The sequence below is a fragment of the Erwinia sp. E_sp_B01_1 genome, from assembly GCF_036865545.1.
GTDB lineage: Bacteria > Pseudomonadota > Gammaproteobacteria > Enterobacterales > Enterobacteriaceae > Erwinia.
In genome coordinates this window covers 2506118-2532040 of sequence record NZ_CP142208.1, presented here as the reverse complement: position 1 = coordinate 2532040, position 25923 = coordinate 2506118, and the positions used below count along the sequence as shown (strand labels likewise).

The following is a 25923-nucleotide window of genomic DNA, read 5'->3' as shown; positions in this document are numbered from 1 at the left end:
GGACGAGAATGAAACAGCTAAAAAGCCTTGTGGTAGCCCTTTTATTGCTGTCACCCGCCGCCCTGGCGGTGACGCTGGATCAGGCACGCCAGCAGGGGCTGGTAGGGGAAACCCTGTCAGGCTATATCGCGCCTCTTAAGCAGGACCCAGACACTCAGGCCCTGGTGGTACGTATCAATCAGGGGCGGATGCAGCACTATCAGACGCTGGCGCAGCGCAATAATCTGACCACGGCCGAAGTAGGGCGGATTGCCGGACAAAAGCTGGTAGAACGTGCAGCCCCCGGAGAGTACGTCAGGGGCATTAACGGACAGTGGCTAAAAAAATCGCCTTAACAGGATGACTTAACACCACCATGCAGCGGGCTGACAATTTCCAGTCCTCGTGCCAGTTTTTCGCTATTGTTCGGGAAATCTTCCAGCAGGATAGCAATAAACAGGCTGTCCAGCAGGTTAAGCTGAATCACCCTGGCCACAGCATTCTGACCGAGCAGCGGGCCGCCCATTGAGGGGCTGAAAATGGCGAGATCGGCACACTGTGAAAGTGGGGTACCCTCGTCTTTGGTGATGCAGACAACCTTTGCCTGATGCGAGCGCGCCGTTTTAACGGCGTTGATCATCTCCAGGGTGTCGCCAGTCTGGGATATTGCTACAACCACATCCTGGTGATCAAACTGGCTGGCTGCCATCAGCATCAGGTGGTGATCGCTGTAGGTATGGCTAAGGATGCCGATCCGCAGAAGTTTGTGCTCAAAATCCAGGCCTACCGATGCAGAGCCCCCAACGCCAAAAATAATCACCCTCCGCGCCTGAAAAATCATCCGTGCAGCTTTGCTTATCACCGAGGTATCAGCCACCGAGCGGGCTTCTTTCAATGCCTGAATGCTGTTTGAAAAAACTTTATTTAATACCGTATCCAGACTGTCATGTTCCGTAATCTCCTCTTCACGTTCATAGGGCAGTACGCTGAAATAGTCGTGCAGGGCGCTGCGTAACTCGCGATAACCTGAAAAGCCTATCTTCTTGGCCACTTTAACCAGCAAAGGTTCAGAGACACCAAGCGTTACAGCAACTTCACGCAAACTGGTGTTTCCCGTGATATTGCCTTTAGTAATCAGCCATTCAGTAATTCTGCGTTCTGTGGCATTGAGCTGGGACAAAGACATTTTAATTCTTGCGCCTGTAGCCAATGCACTTTCCATTCCCTGAGTGGATATTTTCTTGTCATTCATTGAGTTATACCAGGTCCCTGCTGATAATCATGAAAAAATCTTATCACAATCTCTGATTATCCAAAATAAAAAGCCCCGATACGATTGTTATTAATTTATAACTAAATTTTTTAACGTGATTTTTAAATATCACCTCCGTAATTAAATCTGTTTTTTATTAATGGTTATGGGTCCGTCTAACATGATCAATTAACTTCCCCATTCCGGAAGTTTACAGAAAATATTTATTTTGTGATGCAGGTCGCCTGAGGCTGTTGCTTTTCTTCTTTCTTCACATTAATAATTTGCCTCGTGAAGTCGCTGGGCGATAGTCAAAATAATTTTGATGCTCGCCTGCTAAATAAATGGATGGCATAACCTCAGGGAAGCGAAAACATGAAAATAAACCTCAACTTTGGCATTCTGCAACGGATAGGTCGCGCCTTTATGCTGCCTGTTGCGCTACTTCCGGTCGCCGGGCTGTTGCTGGGCATCGGTGCCTCATTCACCAATACCACCACAATTGACTCTTATGGACTGCGTGCTCTGCTGGGCGATGAGACGATACTTCACGCTTTGCTGACTGTGATGAAAAGTGCTGGCAGCGTGGTTTTTTCTAATCTGCCGCTGCTGTTCGCCATTGGTGTGGCCATGGGAATGGCAAAAAAAGAGAAGGACGTGGCGGCCATCTCGGGAGCAATAGGCTTCCTGATTATGCATGCCACTATAAACGCCATGCTGGAAATCAAAGGCATGCTGGTGCCGGGAGTTTTACCCGACGGATCGCTTGGCTTAACACTTGGCATTCACTCTTTGCAGATGGGGGTATTTGGTGGGGTTATCGCCGGACTGGGTGTGGCAGCCCTGCATAATCGCTATTACCGGATTGAACTTCCGGCGACATTGTCCTTTTTTGGCGGTACGCGCTTTGTTCCCATCATCTCAGCGGTCAGCTATCTGGGCGTGGGGATCCTGATGTTTTTTATCTGGCCCGCTATCCAGAACGGCATTCTGCATTTAGGTGCGCTGGTTAACAGTGCCGGTTATGCCGGAACCTTTATTTACGGGCTGATTGAACGAGCGCTGATCCCTTTTGGTTTGCATCACGTGTTCTATATGCCTTTCTGGCAGACAGGTATTGGTGGAACCGCCATTATCGATGGAATAGCCGTCTTTGGTGCGCAAAATATATTCTTTGCCGAACTGGCCAGCCCGTCTACACAGCAATTTTCGGTTGAAGCTACCCGCTTTATGGCCGGTAAGTTCCCGTTCTATCTGTTTGGCATTCCTGGTGCGGCCCTGGCCATTTACCATACCGCAAGGCCTGAAAAACGCCGGCTGGTGATGGGCCTGTTGCTCTCAGCCACGCTGACGGCGGTATTGACAGGAATCACCGAACCGATCGAATTCTCTTTCCTGTTCGCCGCACCTTTGCTCTATGTCCTGCACTGCCTCCTGGCCGGATTATCATTTATGTTTTGCCACCTGTTTAGCGTGGGCGTCGGGCAAACTTTTTCAGGCAGCCTGATTGATTTCGTGCTGTTTGGCGTAATGCAGGGCAATGCGAAAACTCACTGGGTGAATGCCATTCTGATTGGTATCCCCTTATTCCCGGTTTATTACTTCAGCTTCCGTTTCCTGATCAACCGTCTGGCTTTCAAAACGCCGGGCCGGGAGGATGATGCCCGGGAGACAAAACTTTATACACGTAAAGATCTGGCTGCCAGGAATGAGCAAAATAATCCCGCTGAGTCAGTCCCGGAATTGATTATTTCCGGGTTGGGTGGGGTGACTAATATCGTGGATATTGACTGCTGTGCCACGCGTCTGCGGATCACCGTGATCGATGAAGAATGTGTGGATGACGATGTCCTGAAAAGGAGTGGTGCCAAAGGCGTCATTCGTAAAGACAAAGGGGTTCAGATTATCTATGGCCCGCATGTCACCCTGATTAAATCAAGCCTGGAAGATCTATTTGCAGATACCGAAGGAAAATAGCGGACTGCTGAAGTCATCCGCTACTGGAACTGTTCAACATTAAAGGGAGAAACAATGAACATTGCGTTGGGTTGCGATCATGTCGGCTTAATTCTCAGACAGGCCATCACGGAACATCTTATTAACCGTGGTCACACCGTTATTTTTTATGGCACGGACAGCGAGGCCAGAACGGATTATCCGCTTTACGCCAGAGCTGTTGCCCGGGCTGTTGCCAGCGGGGAAGCCGATCGCGGCATCGTTATATGTGGCTCAGGCATTGGTATTTCCATCGCGGCCAATAAAGTGAATGGGATCAGGGCAGTGGTTTGCAGTGAACCCTATTCGGCCCGGCTCTCTCGTGAGCATAACAATACGAACGTGCTGGCTCTGGGTTCAAGAGTGACAGGCTCCGGGCTGGCGATGATGATTGTTGATGCCTGGCTGGAAGCGCAGTTTGACGGTGGCCGCCATCAGCAGCGGCTGGAAATGATTACGGATATTGAAAAGGAGCAAAAATGAGTAAGCAATTTTGCCCGTCGCTGATGTGCGTGGATTTTTCCCGGCTGGCTGAAGAGCTGGCGAGCCTGGAAGAGGCCGGCGCTTCGCTGTTTCATATTGATGTGATGGATGGTCATTTTGTTCCCAATTTCGCTCTGGGTCCGGAGGATATCAAAGCGGTGGCGAAACTGACCACGCTGCCTTACGACGTCCATCTGATGGTGACCAATCCGGATCCTTACATCGATCGTTTTGCTGACCTTGGCTGTAGCCTGATCTATGTGCATGCCGAAGCGCCTCTCCATCTGCATCGCACATTAAGTCACATCCGCGCCAGGGGAATCAAAGCGGGTGTGGCTCTTAATCCGGGGACGCCACTGAGTCTCCTCGAAGAAGTGCTGGATGTTGTTGATGTGGTGCTGGTGATGTCGGTAGATCCAGGCTTTGCAGGGCAGCCGTTTATTGCAGCCTCAGTGAGTAAGGTTCACCGTCTGAGGGCGTTGTTGCAGCAGCAAAACAGCTCCGCGCTTATCGCTATTGATGGGGCGATATCCCCGGAGGTTGTGCGGGAGCTGTTTGATGACGTTGACATGTTTATCCTGGGGACGGCGGGTTTATTTCGAAAAGGCATGACCTACCGGCAGGCGATAAAGGTGTTGAACTCGCAGGTCAGGTTTACCCGGTCGCTTGCTGAATAGCCAGAGAAAACCCCGCCAAAGCGATGCCCGGTATAAATGCTGAGTTCTTGTCCTTCAGGGTTGATTGCCATGTGAATGATCAGATAGTGTCATTGAGAACACTGGCTGATTTAATTTGCCCGCCCACACAGGAGTAATACGTGCTAACAATATGGGGAAGGAAAACTTCATCGAACGTGCAGGCCCTGATGTGGTGTATAGGGGAAATGGGGTTGCCTTACAAACGTCACGATGTAGGCCATAAATATGCTGGTACAGACTCTGATGAGTTTTATGCCCTTAATCCCAACCGTACCGTGCCGATATTAAAGGATGGCTCCAATCCTCCACTATGGGAAACCGGAGCCATTTTACGTTACCTGGCTAACCGGTATGGCGCTGACAGCTTCTGGCCCGCTGAACTGTTAGCTAAAACCGATGTTGATCGATGGGCGGAGTGGTCAAAGTTGAACATCGCTCAGGCATTTACTGCCCCGATATTCTGGCGAGTTGTTCGCACTCCAGCAGATAAACAGGATATTGGTGCTATCAGGTCAGCAGTCGATTATTTTGAGACAAAACTTCAGATTGCAGAGGAACGTCTGGGGAAACACGACTTTTTAGCAGGGGATAAGCTGACTCTGGCAGACATCCAGTTCGGTCATGTACTTTACCGTTATTATGATATCCATATTGAACGGAAGGCCCTTCCATATGTACAGGCTTATTACAGGCGCCTTACTGCCCGCCCGGCTTTCTGTGAACATGTAATGATTGCATATGATGAGCTAAGGGCAGAACTTCCTTAATACTGACGGCAGTGTTTCACAGGAGAGGTGAAACACTGCCGTAAGGTGTAGCGGGTAATAATGAATACCGCCCTTATCAAAACTACTGCTGAAATCTTAACGCCACACCAAATGCGTGTTCTGCGTCGACAACGATCGCGTGCTCATCTTCCTGGAACGGGACGTCGACTGCGGTTAAACAAGCTTTAACATCTGACAGGCTTTTGCTGCGCAGACTTAAACCCGCCATTCGCGCGCTGCCATTGTAATCCAGCGGCAAGCCTGCGAAACGTTGTATAACATAGTCTGTACAGGCAAAACGCACCGTCGCAACCCCTGCTTTTAATACAAAAGCTCCTTCATCACAGGCTGTCACCCTTTCAGGGCCAAACAAACGGCTGTAGGGCAGTGCTGCTGAGGCGGGATCCTGGGCTACCACCACAAATTCCACGATATCCGTCACGCCATTCGGATGCTGCCGCCACGCATCCTGCCACACTGCATGCGGTGTTTCATGCTGGCAAAAAAAGCTGCGCCCGTTCGGCACCAGCGTCGGGCGTAAGCGCACGGTCTGAAAACGCGCCTGGTCTTCCTCGCCATCTGGTAAGAGCACTGGCCTGGAAAAGCTGGCTGGCGGTTCACCGTCGATGTCCTTACTCTCCAGATAACGCCATACCGCTGCGGCATCCTCGGTTTTCCAGACTAAACCGCTGAGCCCCGGCGGCGACTGCCAGAGATCCTTGCGCAGTTCGCCACGCCCGGCTTCAAAGCCCAGCAGTTCAAGGTAATTATCGCCAAACACCGCCAGATGATTACTGGAGCCGAGGGTATGGTGGCCGCGTTCGGTGAGCTGAAAGCCCAGTCGCTTAAACTGCGCGCTGGCCTGATCCAGACGATCTGAAACATTGATAACTACATGATCGAGGCGGGCAACGGGTGCAGATAAAGCCATCTCTTAACTCCTTGTTTTGACGGATACAATGTCGCTTTCTGTGCCATTATTTTGGTGACTGACGATTCCGGGCATGATGCGTTATTCCGCTAAGAAGGGTTCGCCCAGCGTCAGCATCAGGCGATTAGCCCAGGCAAAGAAAGCGGCGGACTGAATAACATCCAGCAATTCCAGCGTGCTCAACCCTTGATCGCGTAGCGTCTGTAACTGTTTCAGGCTGGTCGAAGTGGGGGTAACTGAGAGCGTTGCCACTAGATCGATGATGGCGGCCCAGCGTGTCGACTGCCCCTGCGTCAGTTCTTCACCCGGCGAGACATCCAACAGGTGTTGCACCGCAGCGTCATCTTTCGACAGCTGGCTGGCTTTGCGTGCGTGAACCGAGGCGCAATAAATACAGCCGTTAACTTTGCTTACCACCGTGGCTGCCAATTCACGCTCAGCACGTGATAACCCACCCGAAGTATAAAAAATGCCTTTGTCTGTTAACGTCCGCTGCTCCAGCAAGGGCAGATTAAGCGCCAGCAGGCGGAAATAATCAGAATCGCTGTGACCGTTTTTTTCAGTATTGCCTGCTCATCCTCGCTAAAAGCACTGAGTGGCTCCGCTGCCAGCCAGGGTTCCCAACCCAGTTCCTGCTGGGTAAAGGCGGTGAGGGCCGTTTTGCCGCTGGCGGTGCGGGGGGCATTGTGCCACTTGCCGGCTGCTGCCTGTGGCTGTTCGGCGGTTTCTTCTCCCTCAAGCAGGCGAAACCCCGCCAGCAACCGGCTCTGGAAACTGACGAAAGCGATCAGTTGCGCCAGCGTGATGATGCCGCGTGGGGTCCAGCCTGCACCTTGCAGCTCGTTGATATGCTCCGGTGTGGCGTCTACAGGGTGCAGGCTAAGCAGTTCGGCAAAAGCGAGCCCGGCGGTCAACTTTTCGTCGTGCGGAGGCTGTTTTAATTGTTGCTTATAGTGCGACTCCAGACGAGAAGAGCCCTGCCAGGAGGCAACCTGTGCCGCTATCGCGATACGGATCTGTAGCGGAAAATCTTCATCATCTTCATTAAACAGCAGGTCATAACTGCCTTGCGCATGTTGGGTGGCAGCATGGCGCTGCTCGCGAGCCTGCGCCAGTTCCGACGCGGGATCGATATCGGCGATCTGAGCCAGTAAATCGGTAGATTGAGACATAGTTTTCTCCAGTTAAGCTTTATCCATTACGCAACGGCGGGTGTAGCGGCAATCAGTTCAGGGGAACTCAGCGTGTGGGCCAGCACAGAAGCCGTAACAGCGCCGGTGCATCCTAAGCCGCAAAACGCACTGCGTTTTTGCATTATGCAGACTCCAAAACCTGCGGATAAAAAGTGGGAATAGCCTCGATCAGCGACCGGGTATAAGGGTGTTGTGGTGCACTGAACAGAGTGACAGTGTCACCTTGTTCCACGACTTCACCCGCGCGCAGTACAGTGACGCTGTGCGCGAGGCGACGTACCGTGGCGAGATCGTGGGTGATAAACAGATAGGTCAATCCCAGCTCGCGCTGTAACGTTTGCAGCAACTGGAGGATTTGCGCCTGTACCGTGACATCAAGCGCCGAGGTGGCTTCGTCCAGCACCAGAATCTGCGGTTGCAGGATCAGCGCACGCGCAATAGCCACGCGTTGACGCTGACCACCCGAAAGTTCACGCGGCCTGCGGCTAAGCAGCGTCAATGGCAACGCCACGCGTTCTGCCACTTCTTCAACGCGCTGACGCCGCTCAGCGGCATTCAGTTTTTCAAAGTTGCGTAGCGGTTCTTCAATAATGGCGAAAAGCGACTGGCGGGGATCGAGCGAGGCGAAAGGGTTCTGATAAACAAACTGAATTCTCCGCCTCAGCTGGCGCAACGCTTCACCGCGCAGGGCACCGGCATCAATACCCTCAATCAACACCTGGCCGCTGTCGGCCTTTTCAAAGCCAAGCAAAATGCGTGCAAGCGTGGTTTTGCCGGAGCCAGATTCGCCTACCAGCGCATGTGTGGTTCCACGCGCAACCTTAAGGTTCACCTGCTTCGCTACCGTTAACTGCTGTTTACCCAGCGAGAACTGTTTGTTAATCGCGCTCAGCTGGATGGCGGGCGTTGAGAAAGTGTCGGGCGTGGGCAGGGCTATTTCTCCGGGTGCTGCATCCCGTAATAGCTGACGCGTGTAAGAATGCTGCGGTGCGTTGATCACCTGCGCAGCCAGCCCCTGTTCCTGAATCTCACCATCACGAAACACCAGCAGACGATCGGCTCGCTCGGCGGCCAGTGCCAAATCGTGGGTCACAAACAATACCGCCGTGCCTGATTCGCGACGCAGCACATCCAGCAAATCGAGGATTCGCTTCTGCACCGTCACGTCCAGGGCGCTGGTGGGTTCGTCAGCAATGATGATTTGTGGGCGCAGGGCGAGGGCGATAGCGATCAGTACGCGCTGTTTCATCCCGCCAGAAAGCTGGTGAGGATACTGCTTCATCCGCTGTTCAGGATGGCTTAAACCCACTTTTTCCAGCAACGCCAGTACGCGCTGCCGACGATCGGCTTTACTCATTTTTTGATGGAGGTGGAGTATCTCAGCCACCTGATCGCCGATAGTTTTTACCGGATTCAGTGAGTTGCCGGGGTCCTGCGGGACAAGGCTGATGCTCACGCCCCTCAGGTTGTTCATGCGTTTAGAAGACCAGCCAGCGATATCCGTACCGTTCAGCACGATCCTGCCGCTGTCCCGGCGACCATTCTCTGCCAGCAGACCAATAATTGCCTGCGCGGTCGTGGTTTTGCCGGAACCGGATTCGCCCACCAGCGCCACCATTTCACCAGGTTGCAAATCAAAGCTTACGTTGTGCACCACTTCGCGCCATGCACCGCGCTGGCTGTAGCTCAGGGTGAGGTTTCCAACTTTCAACAAGGCGTTCATGCATCATCTCCTGCAAGCTGACGGCTGATGCGATTAGCGGCCAGCACCACCGCTACCACTACGATGCCGGGGAACGTAGTCAGCCACCACGCCGTGGCCAGATAGTTGCGCCCTTCAGCGATAAGCAATCCCCACTCCGGAGCAGGCGGCGGCGTACCGTAGCCGAGAAAACTCAGGGTGGAGAGCGCCAGAATGGCCTGACCAAATTGCAATGCAGCAAAAGCTACCACGGCCGTTAGCGAGTTGGGCAGGATGTGACGCCACAGCACGCGCCAGAAGCTGCCGCCGCTGCCGTAAGCCGCTTCAACAAATTCGCTGCGCCGGACGCGCACAACTTCACCGCGGGCCAGCCGGGCAAAACTGGCAATTGACGTAATGCCGACGGCGAGCGCGGCGTGTACGGTGCCAAAACCCAACAGGATGAGAATGCTAAGGGAGAGCAGCAGCGACGGAATGGACAGCAGCACATCCACCAGACGCATCAACAGGTTTTCGGTTCTTCCGCCTGTCGCACCGGCCAGCACGCCAAGCGTCGCGCCGCCGATGAATCCCATCGCCACTGCCGCAACGGCAGCAGAGAGAGATTGAGCGGAGCCGTAAATAATACGGGTAAAAAGATCGCGCCCCAGTTGGTCAGTGCCGAGCCAGTATGCGGCCTGCGGCGCTAAACGCTGTGCGCCAGCAATCCCCTCCGTCGGGCTGTAATGGGTAAACAAACCCGGCGCAAAGGCTGCCAGCACTGCCAGCAGCATAACCGCCCAGGCCAGCCACAAACCGGGCTGTATGTTCCACGCACGTTGTGGCCGCGCTCCCCGGTTAATCTGCCGTTCAGTGGTGTAGCTGATCAGGCTCATTGAGTTCCTCCGCTTAAAGTTTGCAGTCTCGGATCGAACAGCGGCATCAGCAGGTCAACCAGCAAATTTATCAGCACAAAGGCCAGCGCGGAAATCATGACCACAGCCTGTAACACGGCGACATCCTGATTATTCACCGCCTGCTGAGTCAGCTGGCCGATCCCGCTCAGGCCAAACACCGTTTCGGTGATCAGCGCGCCTACTATCAGCTCACCGAGCAGCAGACCTGCGACATTCAACACCGGTAATAAGGCGTTACGCATAACATGACGCCAGAGCACATGGCTTTCGCTGGCACCTTTGGCACGGGCCACAGCCACAAAAGGCTGTACAGAAACCTGATCGATACTGCGCAGCAAAATTTGCGCCAGCGGTGCCGATATGGGGACTGCCACGGTAATGGCCGGAAGGATCAACGCCTGCATTGCCGTTGGGTTGATAACGGGGATCAGATGCAGCTGAAAAGAGAAAAGCTGGATCAGGGCGATGCCAAGCCAGAAAGTCGGCAGTGAGATAAACAACGCGGGCAGCGATTGGAGCAAAGCACGCAACAGGCGCAGGGCAGGCAGGCGTGAAAGTGCAGCCAGCGCAAAGGCAAGCAGGGTGGCAAGAGAAAAGCCCAGCAGAGCTAATTGCAGCGTGGCAGGCAGATTGCTGGCGAGCAGATCGCTTACCGCCACGCCAGCCTGTACTGAATAGCCAAAATCACCGCGCAGCATCGCCAACAGCGTATGTAGATACTGCTGCCACAGTGGATTATCGGCGCCATAGGCTGTTCGCATCTCACGAATCTGATCCGGGCTTAAGCCCAGATCGGGATTCTGAAACTTGATCAGCACCGCATCGCCAGGCAGAACCTGTAACAGCAGGAACGACAGGGTAAAGGCGGCCCACAGCACCAGCAGACTCTGACCCATTCTTCTCAGCAGTGAACCTTGCATCATCAACCTGCCTTAATGTTTTTCCAGCCATGCACCGTAAAATGACGGGCGACCTACAGCCTCAAAACTGATGCCTTTCAGCCAGGGCGCGCCAGCAAAAACCTGTGGCTCTTCAAAGATGGGGATGACATAGGCCTGATCGAGCAGATAGCGCTGGGCTTCACCGGTAATGGCCAGCCGTTTCGCTGGATCGACCTCGGCAGAGATCCCAACCAGCAGCGCGTTGAGCTTGTCATCACGGAAGTTCTGCACCTTTTCGCTTGAGCCGCCTTTTTGCAGTAGCGCATCACGGTTGCTGGGGTAGAACATGCTTTTCACTACGTCAGGATCGGCACGGCCAACTTCAGAAACGGTAAGGGGTGTTTTAAGCGGATCGAGGTTGTCTAAAGTACGGCTACCAGCATCTCCGGCTTTCACCACCAGCTGCACGCCCACCTGACGCCACTGCTGCGCCAGCAGTTGCAGCACCTCTTTATTTTGCGGCTGAGGCAGAGATTCATAGACGGTAAGCGTGAGTTTTTTGCCCTCTTTTTCGCGAATGCCATCGCTGCCGGCTTTCCAGCCTGCTTCATCAAGCAACTGCTTTGCGCGCGCGGGATCGTATTTCAGCTTGTCGGCAAGATTGACATAACCGGCTGCCGACTCAGCAATGACCGAGGTTGCCTGAGGATAGTTTGGCGAGAACAGCGTTTGCACCACCTGTTGGGCGTTGGTGGCGTGCAGCAGCGCCTGGCGCACGTTGATATCACTCACCAGCGGGTTGTCAGGGCGGAAACTGATGCTGTCATTCACACCGCGCGTAGGTGCCGCGTAAATCGGGAAATCCTGCTGCTGTGCCTGTTTTTCGTCATAGGCCTGAACCTGGCGGATAAAGTCGGCCTGGCCCGCCAGCAGTGCGCCGATACGCACGCTGTCTTCTGGGGTGACAATAAATTTAATGCCGTCGAGATTAGCCGGGCCTTGCTGGGCAAGGTTCTTCGGTCCCCACTGATACTCTTTACGTGCGGTTAAATCGACTTCACGACCGAGTTTTTCATTACTGACCACAAAGGGACCAGAGCCAATGATATGCCGCGCGTCTCCCAGCTGGTCAAATGTGCGCTGTAATGTACTGAGGGAAACCAGTCCCGAGCCGATGGTGGCTGTGCCCTGTAAAAAGCCGGGCGAAGGTTTTTTGAAATAGAACTTCACCGTCAGCGGGTCCACAACCTCACTGCGCTCATAATTATTAATTACTTCAGAAACCGGCAGCCGCTGAACTTTATTGCCCAGCCCGTAGGTATCAAAGTTTTTCGCCACCGCATTCGCATCTAAAGGGGTGCCATCGGAGAAGGTCACACCGGGACGTATTTTAAAGGTGTATTCCGTTTTATCGGCGTTACTGCTCCAGCTTTCGGCTATCCACGGCTCAACCTGTAACGTTTTGGGATTCTGCCACGTCAGTTTATCGGTGATCTGATTGAGAATGCCGCCGTTGGGATAGAAGCCCCCGGCCGGAGGATAGAGATTGGTGTGTGCCTGTTGTTCGAGATAAACCAGCGTGCCGCCTTTAACCGGCGTATCCGCTGCGTTTGCGTTAAAAATCCCTGTCAGCAGGGCTAAGCTTAATGCCTGCAAGTGTACGTGCGTCTTCATACTGAATACCCTATGTTTTAATGAACAGGCGAACGGTTTTCATCATCAGGTACGACACCAGTCAGTTGAACCAAGGAATTGCACTAAGCTTTTGCGAAAATGAATAAAGGTGGGAGAAGGGACTCCTGAGGTGAATTTCTTATAAGCTTTTCTATTTTATGCATTTCCCCCGGTAACAACCCTTTGTTAATCCTGTAATGCGTTTTTTAACCACACAGGATCACTGAATGGAAATTTACTGGTATCTCACCGCCCCCGACGGGCCGCAACCCTGGACCTCCTCTGGCAGTCGCCAGGTCAACTATGCCTATTTTCAGCAGGTTGCCCGGGCGGTGGATCACCTTGGTTTTACTGGCGCATTGCTGGCAACCGGAGCGCATGATCCCTGGATACTTGGCGCCTCTTTGATCTCCCACACCGAACGCATGAAATTCCTTATCGCCATTCAGCCAGGACTGATTTCGCCTACGTTACTGGCGAAGATGGCGGTGACTTTTAATCAGTTCTCGAAAGGGCGCGTGTTGTTAAACGTGGTCAGTGGCGATAAGAACACCCTCGGCGCTTATGGGCTGCACCTCGACCACGATGCGCGCTATGACCTGAGCGATGAGTTTCTACAGGTGCTACGTCCACTACTGGCGGAGCAGCCAGTGAGCTTTGAAGGTGAGCATATCCACGTTGATAATGCACAACTGGCGCTGGGCAATGGCGGTTATCCGCCGCCACCGCTGTGGTTTGGCGGTTCCTCTGATGCCGCACAGGAAGTGGCAGCCAGACATATTGATACCTATCTCTCCTGGGGTGAAACGCCACCGCAGGCTGCGGAAAAAATCGCGCAGGTAAAAGCGCGTGCGGAAAAGCATGACCGGAAGCTGCGTTATGGTATTCGTCTGTATGTGATTGTGCGTGAAACCGATGCGCTGGCATGGCAGGCGGTAGAGGCGTTGTATAAGACTATGGATGAGAAAGCGACAGGTGCGCGGCAGAAACTGGCGAGGGGATCTGACTCTGTCGGCCAGTCACGGATGAGTGCGTTGCATAACAATCACAAGCCTGAGGATCCACGCGAGTTAGAGATTTATCCCGGCCTCTGGGCAGGGATCGGGCTGGTAAGGCCGGGTCCTGGCACCGCCATCGTCGGTAGCCCGGAAACGGTGGAACGCACCCTGCGCGCCTATCAGGAAGCCGGGGTTGAAGTGTTCATCCTGTCTGGCTTCCCACTGCTGGAAGAAGCTTATCGCTTCAGCGAACTGGTGATGCCGCTTCTCGATCTCAACACCCTTAACTCACAGCCCGATAACAGTTTCACCTGGGGCAATTTATGGGATCGCCCGATGGGAGAGAAAGAGTAATGGAGATCCGTATTGGCAGTCATCCCAGTAATCTTTCGCTCTTTATTTTGCGCCATCGCGGGGTACTTGAAAGCGCTGCCGCTGAACAAAAATGGACCCTGGCCTGGACCGATTACACCCAGGGCGCACGCAGCGGGGAATGGCTGGCGCGCAACGAGCTGGATGTGGTGGGCACCGGCTCAACGCCACCGATCAGCGCCCAGGCAGGCGGGCTGGATGTTGCCTATCTCGCCAGTTCCCCCTCGCGTGATGCAAGCTGTGCATTGCTGACTCATCAGAACCGGGATTTGTCCCGGCTTAAAGGCGCGCGCTTAGCAGCGATGATCGGGTCTTTTACCGACCACTTCCTCGCGCGATTACTGCAAAAAAAGCAATTACGCCGCAGTGATGTGGAACTGGTGGATATACAGGGCGAAGCGGCGCTGAATGCACTGCTTAGCGGGGAAATCGATGGCTGGCTGGCAATCGATCCCTGGCTGACGCACGCCCGTAAGCATGAGGGGATAAAAACCTCCGTCAGCGTGGGCGATGAAATTACTAACCGTTCCCTGTTCTGGACTCGTAGCGACTGGCCAGCACGCTATCCGCAGGCTGCTGCCTGGATTGTTGAGCAGCTACGGCTTAACGATAACTGGATAGCTTCCAATATCGAATCCGCCGCACAGCTACTCACGCAACACCTCAATTCGGCCATCACCGCTGAAGAGTGGCAGAGAACACTTCGCGCCCGTCCCTGGGGCATAACACCCGCGGATGAAAGTCTGATCGCTGAACAACAACAACAAGCAGACGACCTGTTTGCGGTTGGATTTATTCCTGCCGCCGTTAACGTTTCCCACCGGAGAACCGCATGAAAGCCATAATCCGTTCTGCTTGCGCTGCTTTATTGCTCTGCATCAGCGCGGCTCAGGCCGCTGAAAACATCACCCTGCGTATCGGCTTTTTGCGCGGCCCAACCGATCTGGCGCTGGCTAAAGAGAAGGGCACGCTGGAGAAAACGCTGGCAGCGCACAATATCAAAGTGGAGTGGGCAGGGCCGTTTTCCGCTGCCGCACCGGCCTATGAAGCGCTCAATGCCGGAGCGATAGATCTCACTACCGGAAGTTCCACCGCCTTTGTGACCGCCATCGCTGCCGGTTTGCCGTTGCGCTTTTTTGCTTATCAGGCGATGCCTGAGAACGGTGAAGGCATTGTGGTGCGCAATGAGAGCCACATCCTGTCACTGAAGGATTTGCGCGGTAAAAAAGTGGCGGTGAATAAAGGGGGAACCGGCGAATACCTGCTGTCACGAGCGCTCAGCAGCGCGGGTATTCCGGAAGATGCCGTGCAAAAAGTCTATCTTGGCCCCTCTGATACAGGCACCGCGTTTGTTGGCGGGCATATCGATGCCTGGGCAATCTGGGATCCTTTCCTGTCCCTGGCGAAACAGAGCTACGACGCGCGCTTGCTGGTAAATGGTAAAGAGATCGAATCAGAAAATGCAGCGGGATACTTTGTGAGTGACGACTTCGCCCGGGCGCATCCGGAAGTGCTGAAGTGGGTCTACGCGGTATTGCAGCAGGAGAACAGCTGGGCAAAAACTCATCAACCTGAAGCAGGGAAAATCTGGGCAAAACAGATGGGGCAGACAGGAGAAGGGCTGGCTGAGCAGCTGGGCAGGGTGAACACCGTCCCTGTCACGCCAGTGGATGCCAGCGCAATTGCTCATATCGAGCATATCGCTGACTGGTATCTGCAGCAGGGGATCATTAAGACTAAGCCGGATATCACTAGTCACGTTATTACACTGACACCGTAATCAGGATGCTTCCCCGGAGTAGCCGCAGGTATTTACACACTTACTACTGAAGCCTCTATCTACGCCGCCTGATAAAAAAATTTAGTAAGAAGTTAAAACAAAAGCCGGGGTCAGAAAACTGACCCCGGCTTTTTTCACGTAACAAGGTGTTCAAAATTCTGAACTACAACTCTGATTTCACAGGTTGCACATTGTTATCGTTTGTCACTTATGCAGCAACGATCTGCTTCAGCACATCTTTCGCATCATTGGCTGCTTTGGTCGCCACTTCAGGACCGTAAGCGATGCCTTCTGCAAAGACGAACTCAACGTCTGACATACCCAGGAAACCAAGGAACAGTTTCAGGTAAGGGGTCAGCAGATCGCTTGGGGTATCTTTATGGATGCCGCCACGGCTGGAGATTACCACTACTTTTTTACCGGTGATCAGACCTTCAGGGCCGTTTTCGCTGTAGCGGAACGTCACGCCAGCACGGGCAACCAGGTCAAAATAGTTTTTCAGCTGAGTAGGAATGTTGAAATTGTACATTGGCGCCGTAATAACAATGGTGTCATGCGCCTGAATTTCAGCAATCAGTTCGTTAGAGAGATCCAGCGCTTCCTGCTGACGTGGAGTCAGGGTTGCGTCTGAAGGGCGCAGTGCGCCTACCAGTTCACCGTCCAGCACTGGAATCGGGTTAGCTGCCAGGTCACGCACAGTAATGTTGTCGCTACCGTGAGCCGCTTTCCACTCCTCAACAAAGTGATCGGCCAACTGGTTGGACTGTGAATAACCGGCAAGAATACTGGATTTCAGAACTAAAACGTTGCTCATAATAATTTCCTGTTTGGTCTGCGTAAGGGGTTCCGCTCAATGATTTACACTCTAGGGGTAAACCCTGCTGAGTGATAGTGCAATATTCTGAGCCCTATGTTCGAATTTACTGAACAAGCATAGCGTTACCACGGCATGGCTAAGTGGTTGTCTGTGCTACACTACGCAACATTATTATTAGCCGAATCCCCTGTGGTATGCCGGTATAGCGGCAACTAGCGAGTTTTAAACCTTATGTCGATAACACCCCAATCGCCCCTGGCCGAACTTTTTCCCCGCCTGGACTCCCTGATGTTGCGCGACCGTCAGCGTTTACTAAAACGTCTGCACGGCGCGAAAAAAGTCACCAAACCGGCAGCGCTTCAGGCCATTACGGAAGAGCTGGAAAGTCAGATTACCCAGGCCGAGCAGCGGGTAGCGCAGCGCCGTGCAGCGACGCCCAGAATTCGCTATCCTGAAAATCTCCCGGTCAGTCAGAAGAAGCAGGATATTGCTGACGCTATCCGCGATAATCAGGTGGTGATTGTCGCCGGTGAAACCGGTTCAGGGAAAACCACTCAGCTCCCTAAAATTTGTCTGGAGTTGGGCAGGGGGATTACCGGGTTGATTGGGCATACGCAGCCAAGACGTCTGGCGGCACGCACGGTGGCCGATCGTATCGCTGATGAGCTGGAAACCAGTCTCGGCGGCTGCATCGGCTATAAAGTCCGGTTCAACGATCAGGTCAGCGAAACCACCCAGGTTAAGCTGATGACTGATGGTATTTTGCTGGCGGAGATCCAGCAGGATCGGCTGTTAATGCAGTACGACACCATCATTATTGATGAAGCGCACGAACGCAGCCTGAATATCGATTTCCTGCTGGGGTACCTGCGTGAGCTGCTACCGCGCCGTCCGGATCTGAAAATTATCATCACCTCGGCAACCATCGATCCGCAGCGCTTCTCAAAGCATTTCCATAATGCGCCGGTGATTGAAGTCTCAGGCAGGACTTACCCTGTCGAAGTCCGCTATCGTCCGGTGGTGGAAGAAGCTGAGGATACCGATCGCGATCAGCTTCAGGCCATTTTTGATGCCGTCGATGAGTTGGGGCATGAGAGCCGTGGCGATATCCTGATCTTTATGAGCGGCGAGCGCGAGATACGTGACACCGCCGACGCGTTGAATCGCCGGGATCTGGCCCATACGGAGATTTTGCCGCTGTATGCCCGCCTCTCTAACGCCGAGCAAAACCGCGTCTTCCAGTCGCACACCGGGCGGCGCATCGTGCTGGCGACCAACGTGGCAGAAACGTCACTGACCGTACCGGGCATCAAATATGTGATCGATCCGGGTACGGCGCGTATCAGCCGCTACAGTTTCCGCACCAAAGTTCAGCGTCTGCCGATCGAGCCGGTTTCCCAGGCCTCCGCTAACCAGCGTAAAGGCCGCTGTGGCCGTGTGTCGGAAGGGATTTGTATTCGTCTTTATTCAGAAGATGATTTCCTGAGCCGCCCGGAGTTTACCGATCCGGAAATTCTGCGTACTAATCTGGCTTCAGTCATTTTACAGATGACTGCGCTGGGGCTGGGCGACATCAGTGCTTTCCCGTTTGTGGAAGCCCCTGATAAACGCAACATCCAGGATGGCGTAAAACTGCTGGAAGAGCTGGGTGCTATCACTCAGGCAGAAAATCAGCATTACAAACTCACCCCCTCAGGACGTTCGCTGGCCCAGTTGCCTGTAGATCCCCGTCTGGCCAAAATGGTGCTGGAAGCGCAGCGCTATGCCTGTACGCGGGAAGTAATGATCATCACCGCAGCGCTTTCCATTCAGGACCCGCGTGAACGCCCTGTTGAAAAACAGCAGGCCTCAGATGAGAAACACCGCCGCTTTGCTGATAAAGAGTCTGACTTTCTGTCGTTTGTGAATCTGTGGGACTACCTGCAGGAGCAGCAGAAAGCGCTGTCATCCAGCCAGTTCCGCCGGATGTGTAAAATGGATTACCTTAACTACCTGCGGGTGCGTGAGTGGCAGGATATTTATACCCAACTGCGACAGGTTGTCCGTGAGCAGGGCATTCCGCTCAACAGCGAACCGGCGGATTTCCGGGGGTGCATACGGCACTGCTGACCGGTCTTTTGTCCCATATTGGTCAGAAAGATGCGGATAAGCAGGAATTTACTGGCGCGCGTAATGCCCGTTTCTCCATCTTTCCTGGATCAGGTTTATTCAAAAAGCCGCCAAAATGGACCATGGTGGCCGAACTGGTGGAAACCAGCCGCCTGTGGGGGCGTATTGCCGCCCGTATCGATCCGGAATGGATTGAGCCAGTGGCGCAGCATCTGATTAAACGTAGCTACAGCGAACCTCACTGGGAGAAGGCCCAGGGGGCGGTGATGGCCAGCGAAAAAGTGACCCTTTATGGTCTGCCGATTGTGGCCGCCCGTAAGGTGAACTACAGCCAGATCGATCCGGCATTGTCCCGCGAGCTGTTTATCCGGCACGCGCTGGTAGAGGGCGACTGGCAGACCCGTCATGCTTTCTTCCGCGCCAACCTTAAGCTGCGGGAAGAGGTGGAAGAGCTGGAGCATAAATCCAGACGCCGCGACATTCTGGTTGATGATGAAACGCTGTTTGCTTTCTATGACCAGCGTATTCCCCATGACATTGTTTCGGCCCGCCACTTTGACAGCTGGTGGAAGCAGACCCAGCGTGAAAAGCCGGAGCTGCTGAACTTCGCCAAAGAGATGCTGATTAAAGAGGGCGCCAGCAACGTCAGCAAGCTCGATTACCCGAACTTCTGGCAGCAGGGCAATCTTAAGCTGAAGCTGAGCTACCAGTTTGAACCCGGCACGGAGGCGGATGGGGTAACGGTACACATTCCACTGCCGTTACTGAACCAGGTAGAAGAGAAAGGATTTGAGTGGCAGATCCCCGGCGTGCGGCGTGAACTGGTGATTGCGTTGATCAAGTCACTGCCTAAACCTGTTCGCCGCAATCTGGTGCCAGCACCGAATTATGCTGATGCCTTTATGGGCCGCGTGACGCCGCTTGAGTTGCCTCTGCTGGAGGCGCTGGAGCGCGAATTCCGTCGCATGACCGGCATCACCATTGACCGCGAAGCCTGGCAGTGGGATCAGGTGCCCGATCATCTGAAAATCACCTTCAGGGTGGTGGATGAAAATAACCGCAAGCTAAGTGAAGGGCGGGATCTGGCCGGGCTTAAGCAACAGCTTAAAGGCAAGGTGCAGGAGACGCTCTCACTGGTAGCGGATGACGGGCTTGAACAAAGCGGGCTGCATATCTGGAGCTTCGGCGACCTGCCCGACCATTTCGAGCAGAAGCGCGGGAACTACAGCGTGAAAGCCTGGCCTGCGTTGGTGGATGAAAAGGAGAGCGTGGCGATCAGGTTGTTCGATTCTCAGCATGAACAACAGAAAGCCATGTGGCGGGGGCAGCGCCGTTTGCTGCTGTTGAATATTCCTTCGCCGATAAAATATCTGCACGAAAAGCTGCCTAACAAAGCCAAACTGGGGCTCTATTTCAATCCCTACGGCAAGGTGCTTGATCTGATCGATGACTGTATCGCCTGTGGCGTGGATAAGCTGATTGCCGAACATGGCGGGCCAACCTGGCAGGAAGAGGGATTCACCAGGCTGCATGACAAGGTGCGTGCCGAACTGAATGACACCGTAGTGGATATCGCGAAAAAGGTGGAGCAGATTCTCACTGCCGTTTTCAGCATCAATAAACGGCTGAAAGGCCGGGTGGATATAACTATGGCGCTGGGGCTTTCTGATATCAAAGAGCAGCTGAATAATCTGGTCTACCGCGGCTTTGTCACGCAGAACGGCTGGAAACGCCTCTCAGATACCTTGCGCTATCTGCAGGCGATTGAGCGCCGTCTCGAAAAACTGCCGGTCGATCCCCACAGCGATCGCGCCAGAATGCTGAAGGTGGATAAAATCCAGCAGGCCTGGAGCAGTTGGTATAACAAGCTGCCGCCAGTCCGGCGTGAAGATGAAGACGTTAAGGATGTGCGCTGGATGATTGAAGAGCTACGGGTCAGCTACTTTGCTCAGCAATTAGGCACACCTTATCCCGTTTCTGAAAAGCGCATTCAGCAGGCTATGGATGAGATAGTGGTATAGCTTATTCCTGCGCCAGCGCTTCCAGGTTATCGCGAAAAGCGGTCACGGCAATAGCCCGGTTGTCCGCTTCATAACGATCTTTGGCTGCCGGAGCAGAGCTCTGCACGGCAATCAACTGCCAGACGTTATCCACCTGCATCAGCAGCGGCGAGCCACTGTCACCCGGTAAAGTATCGCACTGATGCGAAAGCACCCCTTTTTGCGCCCAGCCGGTCACCAGACAATGACTGTGCGAGTAGAGCGCTTCCAGATGGTCCAGCGGATAACCCGCCTGGGTCACCCGACGATCCTGGTCTTTCAACGCGCTGGTTAAATCGCTGCGGCTGCCATCAAATAACGGGATGGGCGTAATGCCTGATGGTGGGTTGCGCAGGATGATTAAGCCATAGTCGTAAGGCGCAGCAGAAGAAGGAACAATCCAGCCGTCGCCATCCGCTTTGAGCTTTTTACCGAGCTCCGGATCCACGCGCGTTTCAATGTCATGAATCTCATAGCGCCATTTGCCGTGGTTATTGGCAATAAAACGAAGCGCGACGGCTTTATCAATTTTTCCTGGCGGAGCCAGCAGGCAGTGTCCGGCAGTCAGTACCAGATGTTCAGAGATAAGAGTAGCGCTACAGAGGTTGCCGCTCGCCGTTTCCAGTTGGCCGATAGCTTCCCAGGGTTGACTGGCTGTATCAGCCACAGGTTTACGATCGTCTTTACCAAAGAAGAGGGTTTTGACCTCAGCTGCACTGGGGCTTTCATCATCTTCATCAGCATGACTGTAAAACGAAAAGGCTAAGCATCCGATTAAAAAAACAGCTGTCAGGCGCATGTCTCTCTCTGAGTGGAGAATAAGTAGGGGGTTAACCAGGGCACGGTACTAACTATAGACGGATAGTCGAAAAAAGAGAGTTTAATCCGGAATATCAGCACGCTACAGAAATTACAGGTAAAAGCTGGCGGCGACAACACCACAAAGGATCATAAAGACCAGGATAATTTCGAATAAATAGCGACGCACCATCATCCGCTACTCCAGAAAAGAAACACCCGGATATATCCGGGTGTTCGGGTGAATGCCTGTTGAGGAGGAGCCTGGCTCCTGCTTCAATAATTACGCTTTAGGGGCGGCGGCTTTCTTCACAACTTTCTTGTGGTGCATTTTTTTAGCAGCCTGAGCTTTCTGCGCTACTGGCTTGGTGGCTTTCTTGTGGTGCATTTTTTTAGCGGCCTGAGCTTTCTGCGCTACTGGCTTGGTGGCTTTCTTGTGGTGCATTTTTTTAGCAGCCTGAGCTTTCTGCGCTACTGGCTTGGTAGCTTTCTTGTGGTGCACTTTTTTAGCAGCCTGAGCTTTCTGCGCTACTGGCTTAGTGGCTTTTTTATGGTGCACTTTTTTAGCAGCCTGGGCTTTCTGCGCTACTGGCTTCTTAGCCACTTTTTTGTGGTGCGTTTTTTTAGCGGCCTGGGCTTTCTGAACGGCAGCTTTATGGTGTTTTTTGTGGTGCTTAGCGGTGGTGGTGTTCGCTGGAGCAGCCGTTGTTGCAGCAGCAGTCGCGGCTGGTGCAGCCGTGGTTTCAGCAGCGAAAGCGGCTGAAGACAAACCCATTGCAGCGGCTACAACCAGAGCAAATAATTTTTTCATTGCAAAACCCTCAGATGTTTATTTCATTGTCAGCCCACTGCGGGGCCGGTAGAGAGACTATAGGGAAAAGACTGAGGGCGTTCAGTGAGTGATTGGTATCGGCATGTAACGGATTGTACAGTCAGCAGGAGCAGGCAGTTTGCCTGCTCCCCGGATACCTAAAGACCGTTGAGGTAACGGTTTTCCAGATGTTGGCGGAAGTACATCGGGTTAAGATCTTCTCCCGTTGCATTCTCAATCAGCTGACGGGTGCTGAAGCGACTGCCGTGCTGCCAGATATTCTGGTTTAGCCAGTCAAAGACGGGTTGCAGATTACCCTCAAGCAGCAGCTGGTTTACCTGAGGTAGCGCTTTTTTAAGGCCCTGGAACAGTTGAGCAGCATACATGGCTCCCAGCGTATAAGTAGGGAAGTAACCAAAAGAGCCGTCGGTCCAGTGAATATCCTGCATACAGCCGTCACGGTAATTGCCGGTGGTGTCGATCCCCAGCAGCGACTGCATCTTCTCCTGCCACAGAGCTGGAATATCGTCGACTTCAATCTCGCCAGCTATCAGCGCGCTTTCAATCTCATAACGCAGAATGACATGCGCCGGATAGCTGACTTCATCAGCATCAACCCGGATCAATCCCGGTTTTACCCGCTGATTAAGCGCGATAAAGTTCGACTCTTCCAGCGCAGGCTGATCGCCCAGCAGCAGTTTCGCCTGCGGCAGCAACAGGCTCAGGAATTCTGCGCTGCGGCCAAGTTGTTTTTCAAAGAACAGGCTCTGGGATTCATGGATGGCGGTAGAGCGTGCATGGGAAACCGGCTGTCCTGCCCACTGTTTTGGCAGATTCTGCTCATAGCGGGCATGGCCTGTTTCGTGGATTACGCCCATCATGGCGCTGATAAATTCATTTTCATTATAGCGAGTAGTAATGCGGACATCTTCCGGCACGCCGCCACAGAAAGGGTGGGCACTGACATCCAGCCGGCCAGCGTTAAAATCAAACCCGAGCTGCTTCATAATCGACAGGCCGAGCTGCTTTTGTGATTCAACGGCAAAAGGCCCAACCGGGACGTCAACGCTCTCCTGAGCCTGCTTCTCCACAATGCGTTGCAGCAGTGAAGGCAGCCAGGTTTTGAGCTCGCCAAAGGTGGCATCGAGTTTTGCGCTGGTCATTCCCGGTTCGTAGATGTCCAGCAGCGCATCATAACGGGAGCAGCCTTTGGCCTGAGAACGGATCTCCGCTTCCTGGCGGCTGAGTTTCACCACTTCTTTGAGATTTTCCGCAAACCCCTGCCAGTCATTGGCCGGACGTTGTGACCGCCAGGCGTGCTCACAGCGTGAACCGGCAACCGATTTGGCTTCCACCAGCGAAGCCGGCAGCAGGGATGCCTGCTCCCAGGCGCGTCGCATCTCATACAGATTGGCGCGTTCCACATCATTCAGTGAAGCTTCGTCAGCTTCATTCAGCCATTGACCGACCTCTTTAGCGGTCAGGATCTCATGCTGTAACACGCTGAGTTCAGCCAGCGCGGCACCGCGGGCGCTGCTGCCCCCTGGCGGCATCATGGTCATCATATCCCAGCCGGTAATGGCGGAAAGATGGCTGAAGCGCGAAAGGCGAGTGAAGGTGCGGGTCAGATTAGCGTAGGCAGATGACATAGGGCTCCCTGCAAATAGGTCGGGCGCTGTCAGGCAGCGCGTGAAGGGGATAAGGGTAAATTAACTGGCCAGCAAAAGCGAACGCTGGCGCCGCCCAACGGGCTGGTCTCGATCAGCACATAGCCGTTAAACGCCTGAGCGATGGAGTGGACAATTGCCAGCCCAAGTCCACAACCCCCGGTGGCACGGTCGCGGCTTGGGTCCAGACGAACAAAGGGTTCAAAAACCCGCTCGCGCTCCTGCGGCGGAATGCCTGGCCCATCATCTTCTACCTGCAGACAGGCGGTATCGCCGTCAAACCACAGCCCTACACGCAGACGTTGACTGGCGTAGCGCAGGGCGTTATTCACCAGATTATCCAGAACCCGCTCCATCAGGCGGGTATCAACCACACCTGGGTTATAGCGCTGGGGCATGTCCAGTTCAACATTAAAATCTGGCTGCATGGAGCGGATATCATCCATGCGCTCGCGCAGCCACTCAGCCAGATCCAGAGGCTGCAGATTCAGATTTACTTCAGGCCGATCCAGCCTGGCGTAGGTCAGTAGCTCTTCAATCAGCGCTTCCAGCTGGCCAATATCCCGGTTCAACGCGGCCGCTTCGGCATCCGTTAAATTCTCGCTCATCTCCAGCCGGTAGCGCAGGCGAACCAGTGGCGTTCTCAACTCATGGGCGATGCCGTCAATTAACTGCTTCTTGCTGGCGACCAGAGTATTGATATTGTCCGCCATCTGATTAAAAGCCACGCCAAGGCGTAACAGACTGGAGGTACTGTCAAAGTGGATACGTTCATTCAGATGCCCCTGGCCAAAACGCTGCGCCGCCGTTTCAAGCCGGAGCATCTCTTTCCAGTGGGGACGCATCCAGATAAATACCGGCAGTGCGAGAGAAATACCGATAAAGGCCAGCAGTGCAATATCAAGAAGGCGCATCTCATGCAGATAGAACAGATACGGGATAGGACCTACCGCCAGCACATAATGGCTGCGGGGGATATGCTGCAGGAAGGTGTATTCATCATCCAGCGCGACTATTTCGCCCGCGCGCAGATGCCGCATGTTGACGGGATCAAGCTGGTATTTGCTCATCGGCTCAATATGCAGCTTGAAGGAGAGGTTCAGGTCCAGATTTTCGATGGTCCTGTTCCAGTCACGCGGGGGGATTTCCCGCAGCTCGCTGCGCATCAGATAGAGCGAGCTTTTCATTAAATCATCCATCGACTGACGACCGGCACGCTCCGCAGTAAATTTATAAACCAGCCCGACCAGCATCGCCATCACCAGAAAACAGACGAACAGCAACAGGTAGAACTGTATAAACAGCTTTTTCATTGGGCGTCCCACGCGTGCGGTGCAAACAGATAGCCTTTATTGCGGATGGTTTTGATGCGGTAAGGTTCGGTGGCACTGTCCAGCAGTTTCTTACGCAGGCGTGAAATCGCCACGTCAATACTGCGATCCATACCGTCGTAGCTTACGCCCCGCAGGGTTTTCAGCAGGGCATCACGGTTGAGGATTGACCCGGCATGCGTGGCCAGTTCCCACAGCAGATCGAAATCAGCGGTGGAGAGGGCAATCACTTCTTTCCCGAGCGTAACCTGGCGATTCACCGGATCAATGGAGAGGGTACCAAACCGCAGCGCATTCTGACCGACGACTTTGGGGGCGATTTCTTCGCCCTGGCCGCCAGAGGCCTGACGCAGATGCAGCCGCAACCGGGCAAGAAGAACGGCCGGTGGCGTGGTTTTAAGAATGTAATCGTTGGCACCCATTTCCAGCGACAGAATATGGTTCATGTCACTGTCGAGAGAGGTAAGAAGCACAATCGGCCCGGACCAGCTTTTTCCGGCGCGAAGATCGCGGCACAATGTCATACCATCTTTGCCTGGCAACATGATATCCAGCATCACCAGGTCAGGCATGCACGCTGCAATAGTCGCTTCTGCTCTGTCGCCACGGCTTTCAACAATCACCTCTATATCATGGCGGTTCAGGTAGGCGGCAATCAGCTCGCCAACATCCTGATCATCTTCAACGAATACGATTTTGTTCATAGGACTGTTTTTCTGGAATGGAAAGCCAAGATTACTCTTTGTTAAA

The 25923-nt window shown here is 53.7% G+C and carries 20 protein-coding genes and 2 pseudogenes; 9 read left to right on the top strand and 13 right to left on the bottom strand.

Annotated elements, in window-relative coordinates; genetic code table 11:
* Nucleotides 1-8: 8 nt before the first annotated feature.
* A complete protein-coding gene (locus VRC33_RS11995) occupies nt 9-335 on the top strand; it encodes a YdbL family protein (protein ID WP_338556091.1) in 327 nt (108 codons plus the stop codon).
* On the opposite strand, the gene VRC33_RS11990 is transcribed toward VRC33_RS11995, so the two are convergent.
* Complete coding sequence (locus VRC33_RS11990) at nt 332-1165, bottom strand: SIS domain-containing protein (RefSeq protein WP_338556089.1); 834 nt, start codon at nt 1163-1165, stop codon at nt 332-334. The two genes, VRC33_RS11995 and VRC33_RS11990, sit on opposite strands and share 4 nt — an antisense overlap.
* Before the next feature lie 441 nt (nt 1166-1606).
* Here VRC33_RS11990 and VRC33_RS11985 point away from each other — a divergent pair, with 441 nt between their 5' ends.
* From VRC33_RS11985 to VRC33_RS11970, 4 genes are all read left to right on the top strand, one after another.
* Nucleotides 1607-3208: a PTS transporter subunit EIIC gene (locus tag VRC33_RS11985; protein ID WP_338556087.1), complete on the top strand. Its 1602-nt coding sequence runs from the start codon at nt 1607-1609 to the stop codon at nt 3206-3208.
* A 54-nt stretch (nt 3209-3262) separates the two neighbouring features.
* Entirely contained in the window at nt 3263-3709 is a 447-nt protein-coding gene (rpiB, locus tag VRC33_RS11980) for a ribose 5-phosphate isomerase B (protein WP_338556085.1), read from the top strand.
* Nucleotides 3706-4386 carry a ribulose-phosphate 3-epimerase gene (rpe, locus tag VRC33_RS11975; RefSeq protein WP_338556083.1) on the top strand — a complete coding sequence of 227 codons (681 nt, stop codon included), beginning with the start codon at nt 3706-3708 and terminating at the stop codon, nt 4384-4386. Before rpiB ends, rpe begins: the two co-directional genes overlap by 4 nt.
* Before the next feature lie 140 nt (nt 4387-4526).
* The gene (locus VRC33_RS11970; protein WP_338556081.1) at nt 4527-5174 is read left to right on the top strand and encodes a glutathione S-transferase family protein; all 648 of its coding nucleotides are present in this window, start codon (nt 4527-4529) and stop codon (nt 5172-5174) included.
* An 82-nt stretch (nt 5175-5256) separates the two neighbouring features.
* On the opposite strand, the gene VRC33_RS11965 is transcribed toward VRC33_RS11970, so the two are convergent.
* The 6 genes and pseudogenes from VRC33_RS11965 to VRC33_RS11940 form a co-directional block, all read right to left on the bottom strand.
* Nucleotides 5257-6105, bottom strand: coding sequence for a VOC family protein (locus VRC33_RS11965; RefSeq protein WP_338556079.1), 849 nt, complete (start codon nt 6103-6105; stop codon nt 5257-5259).
* Nucleotides 6106-6186: 81 nt separating this feature from the next.
* A pseudogene (locus VRC33_RS11960) lies at nt 6187-7277 on the bottom strand (alkylhydroperoxidase domain protein).
* Nucleotides 7278-7419: 142 nt separating this feature from the next.
* Nucleotides 7420-9021: an ABC transporter ATP-binding protein gene (locus VRC33_RS11955; RefSeq protein WP_338556077.1), complete on the bottom strand. Its 1602-nt coding sequence runs from the start codon at nt 9019-9021 to the stop codon at nt 7420-7422.
* Nucleotides 9018-9875 (bottom strand): ABC transporter permease, encoded by an 858-nt coding sequence (locus tag VRC33_RS11950; RefSeq protein ID WP_338556075.1) that lies wholly within the window; start codon nt 9873-9875, stop codon nt 9018-9020. Before VRC33_RS11950 ends, VRC33_RS11955 begins: the two co-directional genes overlap by 4 nt.
* Nucleotides 9872-10816 carry an ABC transporter permease gene (locus tag VRC33_RS11945; protein ID WP_338564279.1) on the bottom strand — a complete coding sequence of 315 codons (945 nt, stop codon included), beginning with the start codon at nt 10814-10816 and terminating at the stop codon, nt 9872-9874. Before VRC33_RS11945 ends, VRC33_RS11950 begins: the two co-directional genes overlap by 4 nt.
* A gap of 12 nt (nt 10817-10828) precedes the next feature.
* Nucleotides 10829-12451 (bottom strand): TIGR04028 family ABC transporter substrate-binding protein, encoded by a 1623-nt coding sequence (locus tag VRC33_RS11940; protein WP_338556073.1) that lies wholly within the window; start codon nt 12449-12451, stop codon nt 10829-10831.
* Nucleotides 12452-12678: 227 nt separating this feature from the next.
* Between VRC33_RS11940 and VRC33_RS11935 the strand changes: the two genes are divergently transcribed.
* The 3 genes from VRC33_RS11935 to VRC33_RS11925 are packed head-to-tail and all read left to right on the top strand — an operon-like array spanning nt 12679 to nt 15601.
* On the top strand, nt 12679-13803 hold the full coding sequence (locus VRC33_RS11935; RefSeq protein WP_338556072.1) for an LLM class flavin-dependent oxidoreductase: 1125 nt from the start codon (nt 12679-12681) through the stop codon (nt 13801-13803).
* Complete coding sequence (locus VRC33_RS11930; RefSeq protein WP_338556071.1) at nt 13803-14657, top strand: ABC transporter substrate-binding protein; 855 nt, start codon at nt 13803-13805, stop codon at nt 14655-14657. The genes VRC33_RS11935 and VRC33_RS11930 overlap by 1 nt, the downstream gene beginning before the upstream one ends.
* The gene (locus tag VRC33_RS11925; RefSeq protein WP_338556070.1) at nt 14654-15601 is read left to right on the top strand and encodes an aliphatic sulfonate ABC transporter substrate-binding protein; all 948 of its coding nucleotides are present in this window, start codon (nt 14654-14656) and stop codon (nt 15599-15601) included. The genes VRC33_RS11930 and VRC33_RS11925 overlap by 4 nt, the downstream gene beginning before the upstream one ends.
* Nucleotides 15602-15809: 208 nt before the next feature.
* On the opposite strand, the gene VRC33_RS11920 is transcribed toward VRC33_RS11925, so the two are convergent.
* Complete coding sequence (locus VRC33_RS11920) at nt 15810-16415, bottom strand: FMN-dependent NADH-azoreductase (RefSeq protein ID WP_338556069.1); 606 nt, start codon at nt 16413-16415, stop codon at nt 15810-15812.
* Between the two features lie 234 nt (nt 16416-16649).
* Here VRC33_RS11920 and hrpA point away from each other — a divergent pair.
* A pseudogene (hrpA, locus tag VRC33_RS11915) lies at nt 16650-20548 on the top strand (ATP-dependent RNA helicase HrpA).
* Between the two features lies 1 nt (nt 20549).
* On the opposite strand, the gene VRC33_RS11910 reads toward hrpA, so the two are convergent.
* The 5 genes from VRC33_RS11910 to rstA form a co-directional block, all read right to left on the bottom strand.
* Nucleotides 20550-21365, bottom strand: coding sequence for a serine protease (locus tag VRC33_RS11910; RefSeq protein WP_338556067.1), 816 nt, complete (start codon nt 21363-21365; stop codon nt 20550-20552).
* Between the two features lie 282 nt (nt 21366-21647).
* Entirely contained in the window at nt 21648-22175 is a 528-nt protein-coding gene (gene asr / locus VRC33_RS11905; RefSeq protein ID WP_338556066.1) for an acid resistance repetitive basic protein Asr, read from the bottom strand.
* A 158-nt stretch (nt 22176-22333) separates the two neighbouring features.
* Nucleotides 22334-23824 carry a carboxypeptidase M32 gene (locus tag VRC33_RS11900; RefSeq protein WP_338556065.1) on the bottom strand — a complete coding sequence of 497 codons (1491 nt, stop codon included), beginning with the start codon at nt 23822-23824 and terminating at the stop codon, nt 22334-22336.
* A gap of 29 nt (nt 23825-23853) precedes the next feature.
* The gene (gene rstB, locus VRC33_RS11895) at nt 23854-25155 is read right to left on the bottom strand and encodes a two-component system sensor histidine kinase RstB (RefSeq protein ID WP_338556063.1); all 1302 of its coding nucleotides are present in this window, start codon (nt 25153-25155) and stop codon (nt 23854-23856) included.
* On the bottom strand, nt 25152-25877 hold the full coding sequence (gene rstA, locus VRC33_RS11890) for a two-component system response regulator RstA (protein WP_338556061.1): 726 nt from the start codon (nt 25875-25877) through the stop codon (nt 25152-25154). Before rstA ends, rstB begins: the two co-directional genes overlap by 4 nt.
* Between the last annotated feature and the right edge of the window lie 46 nt (nt 25878-25923).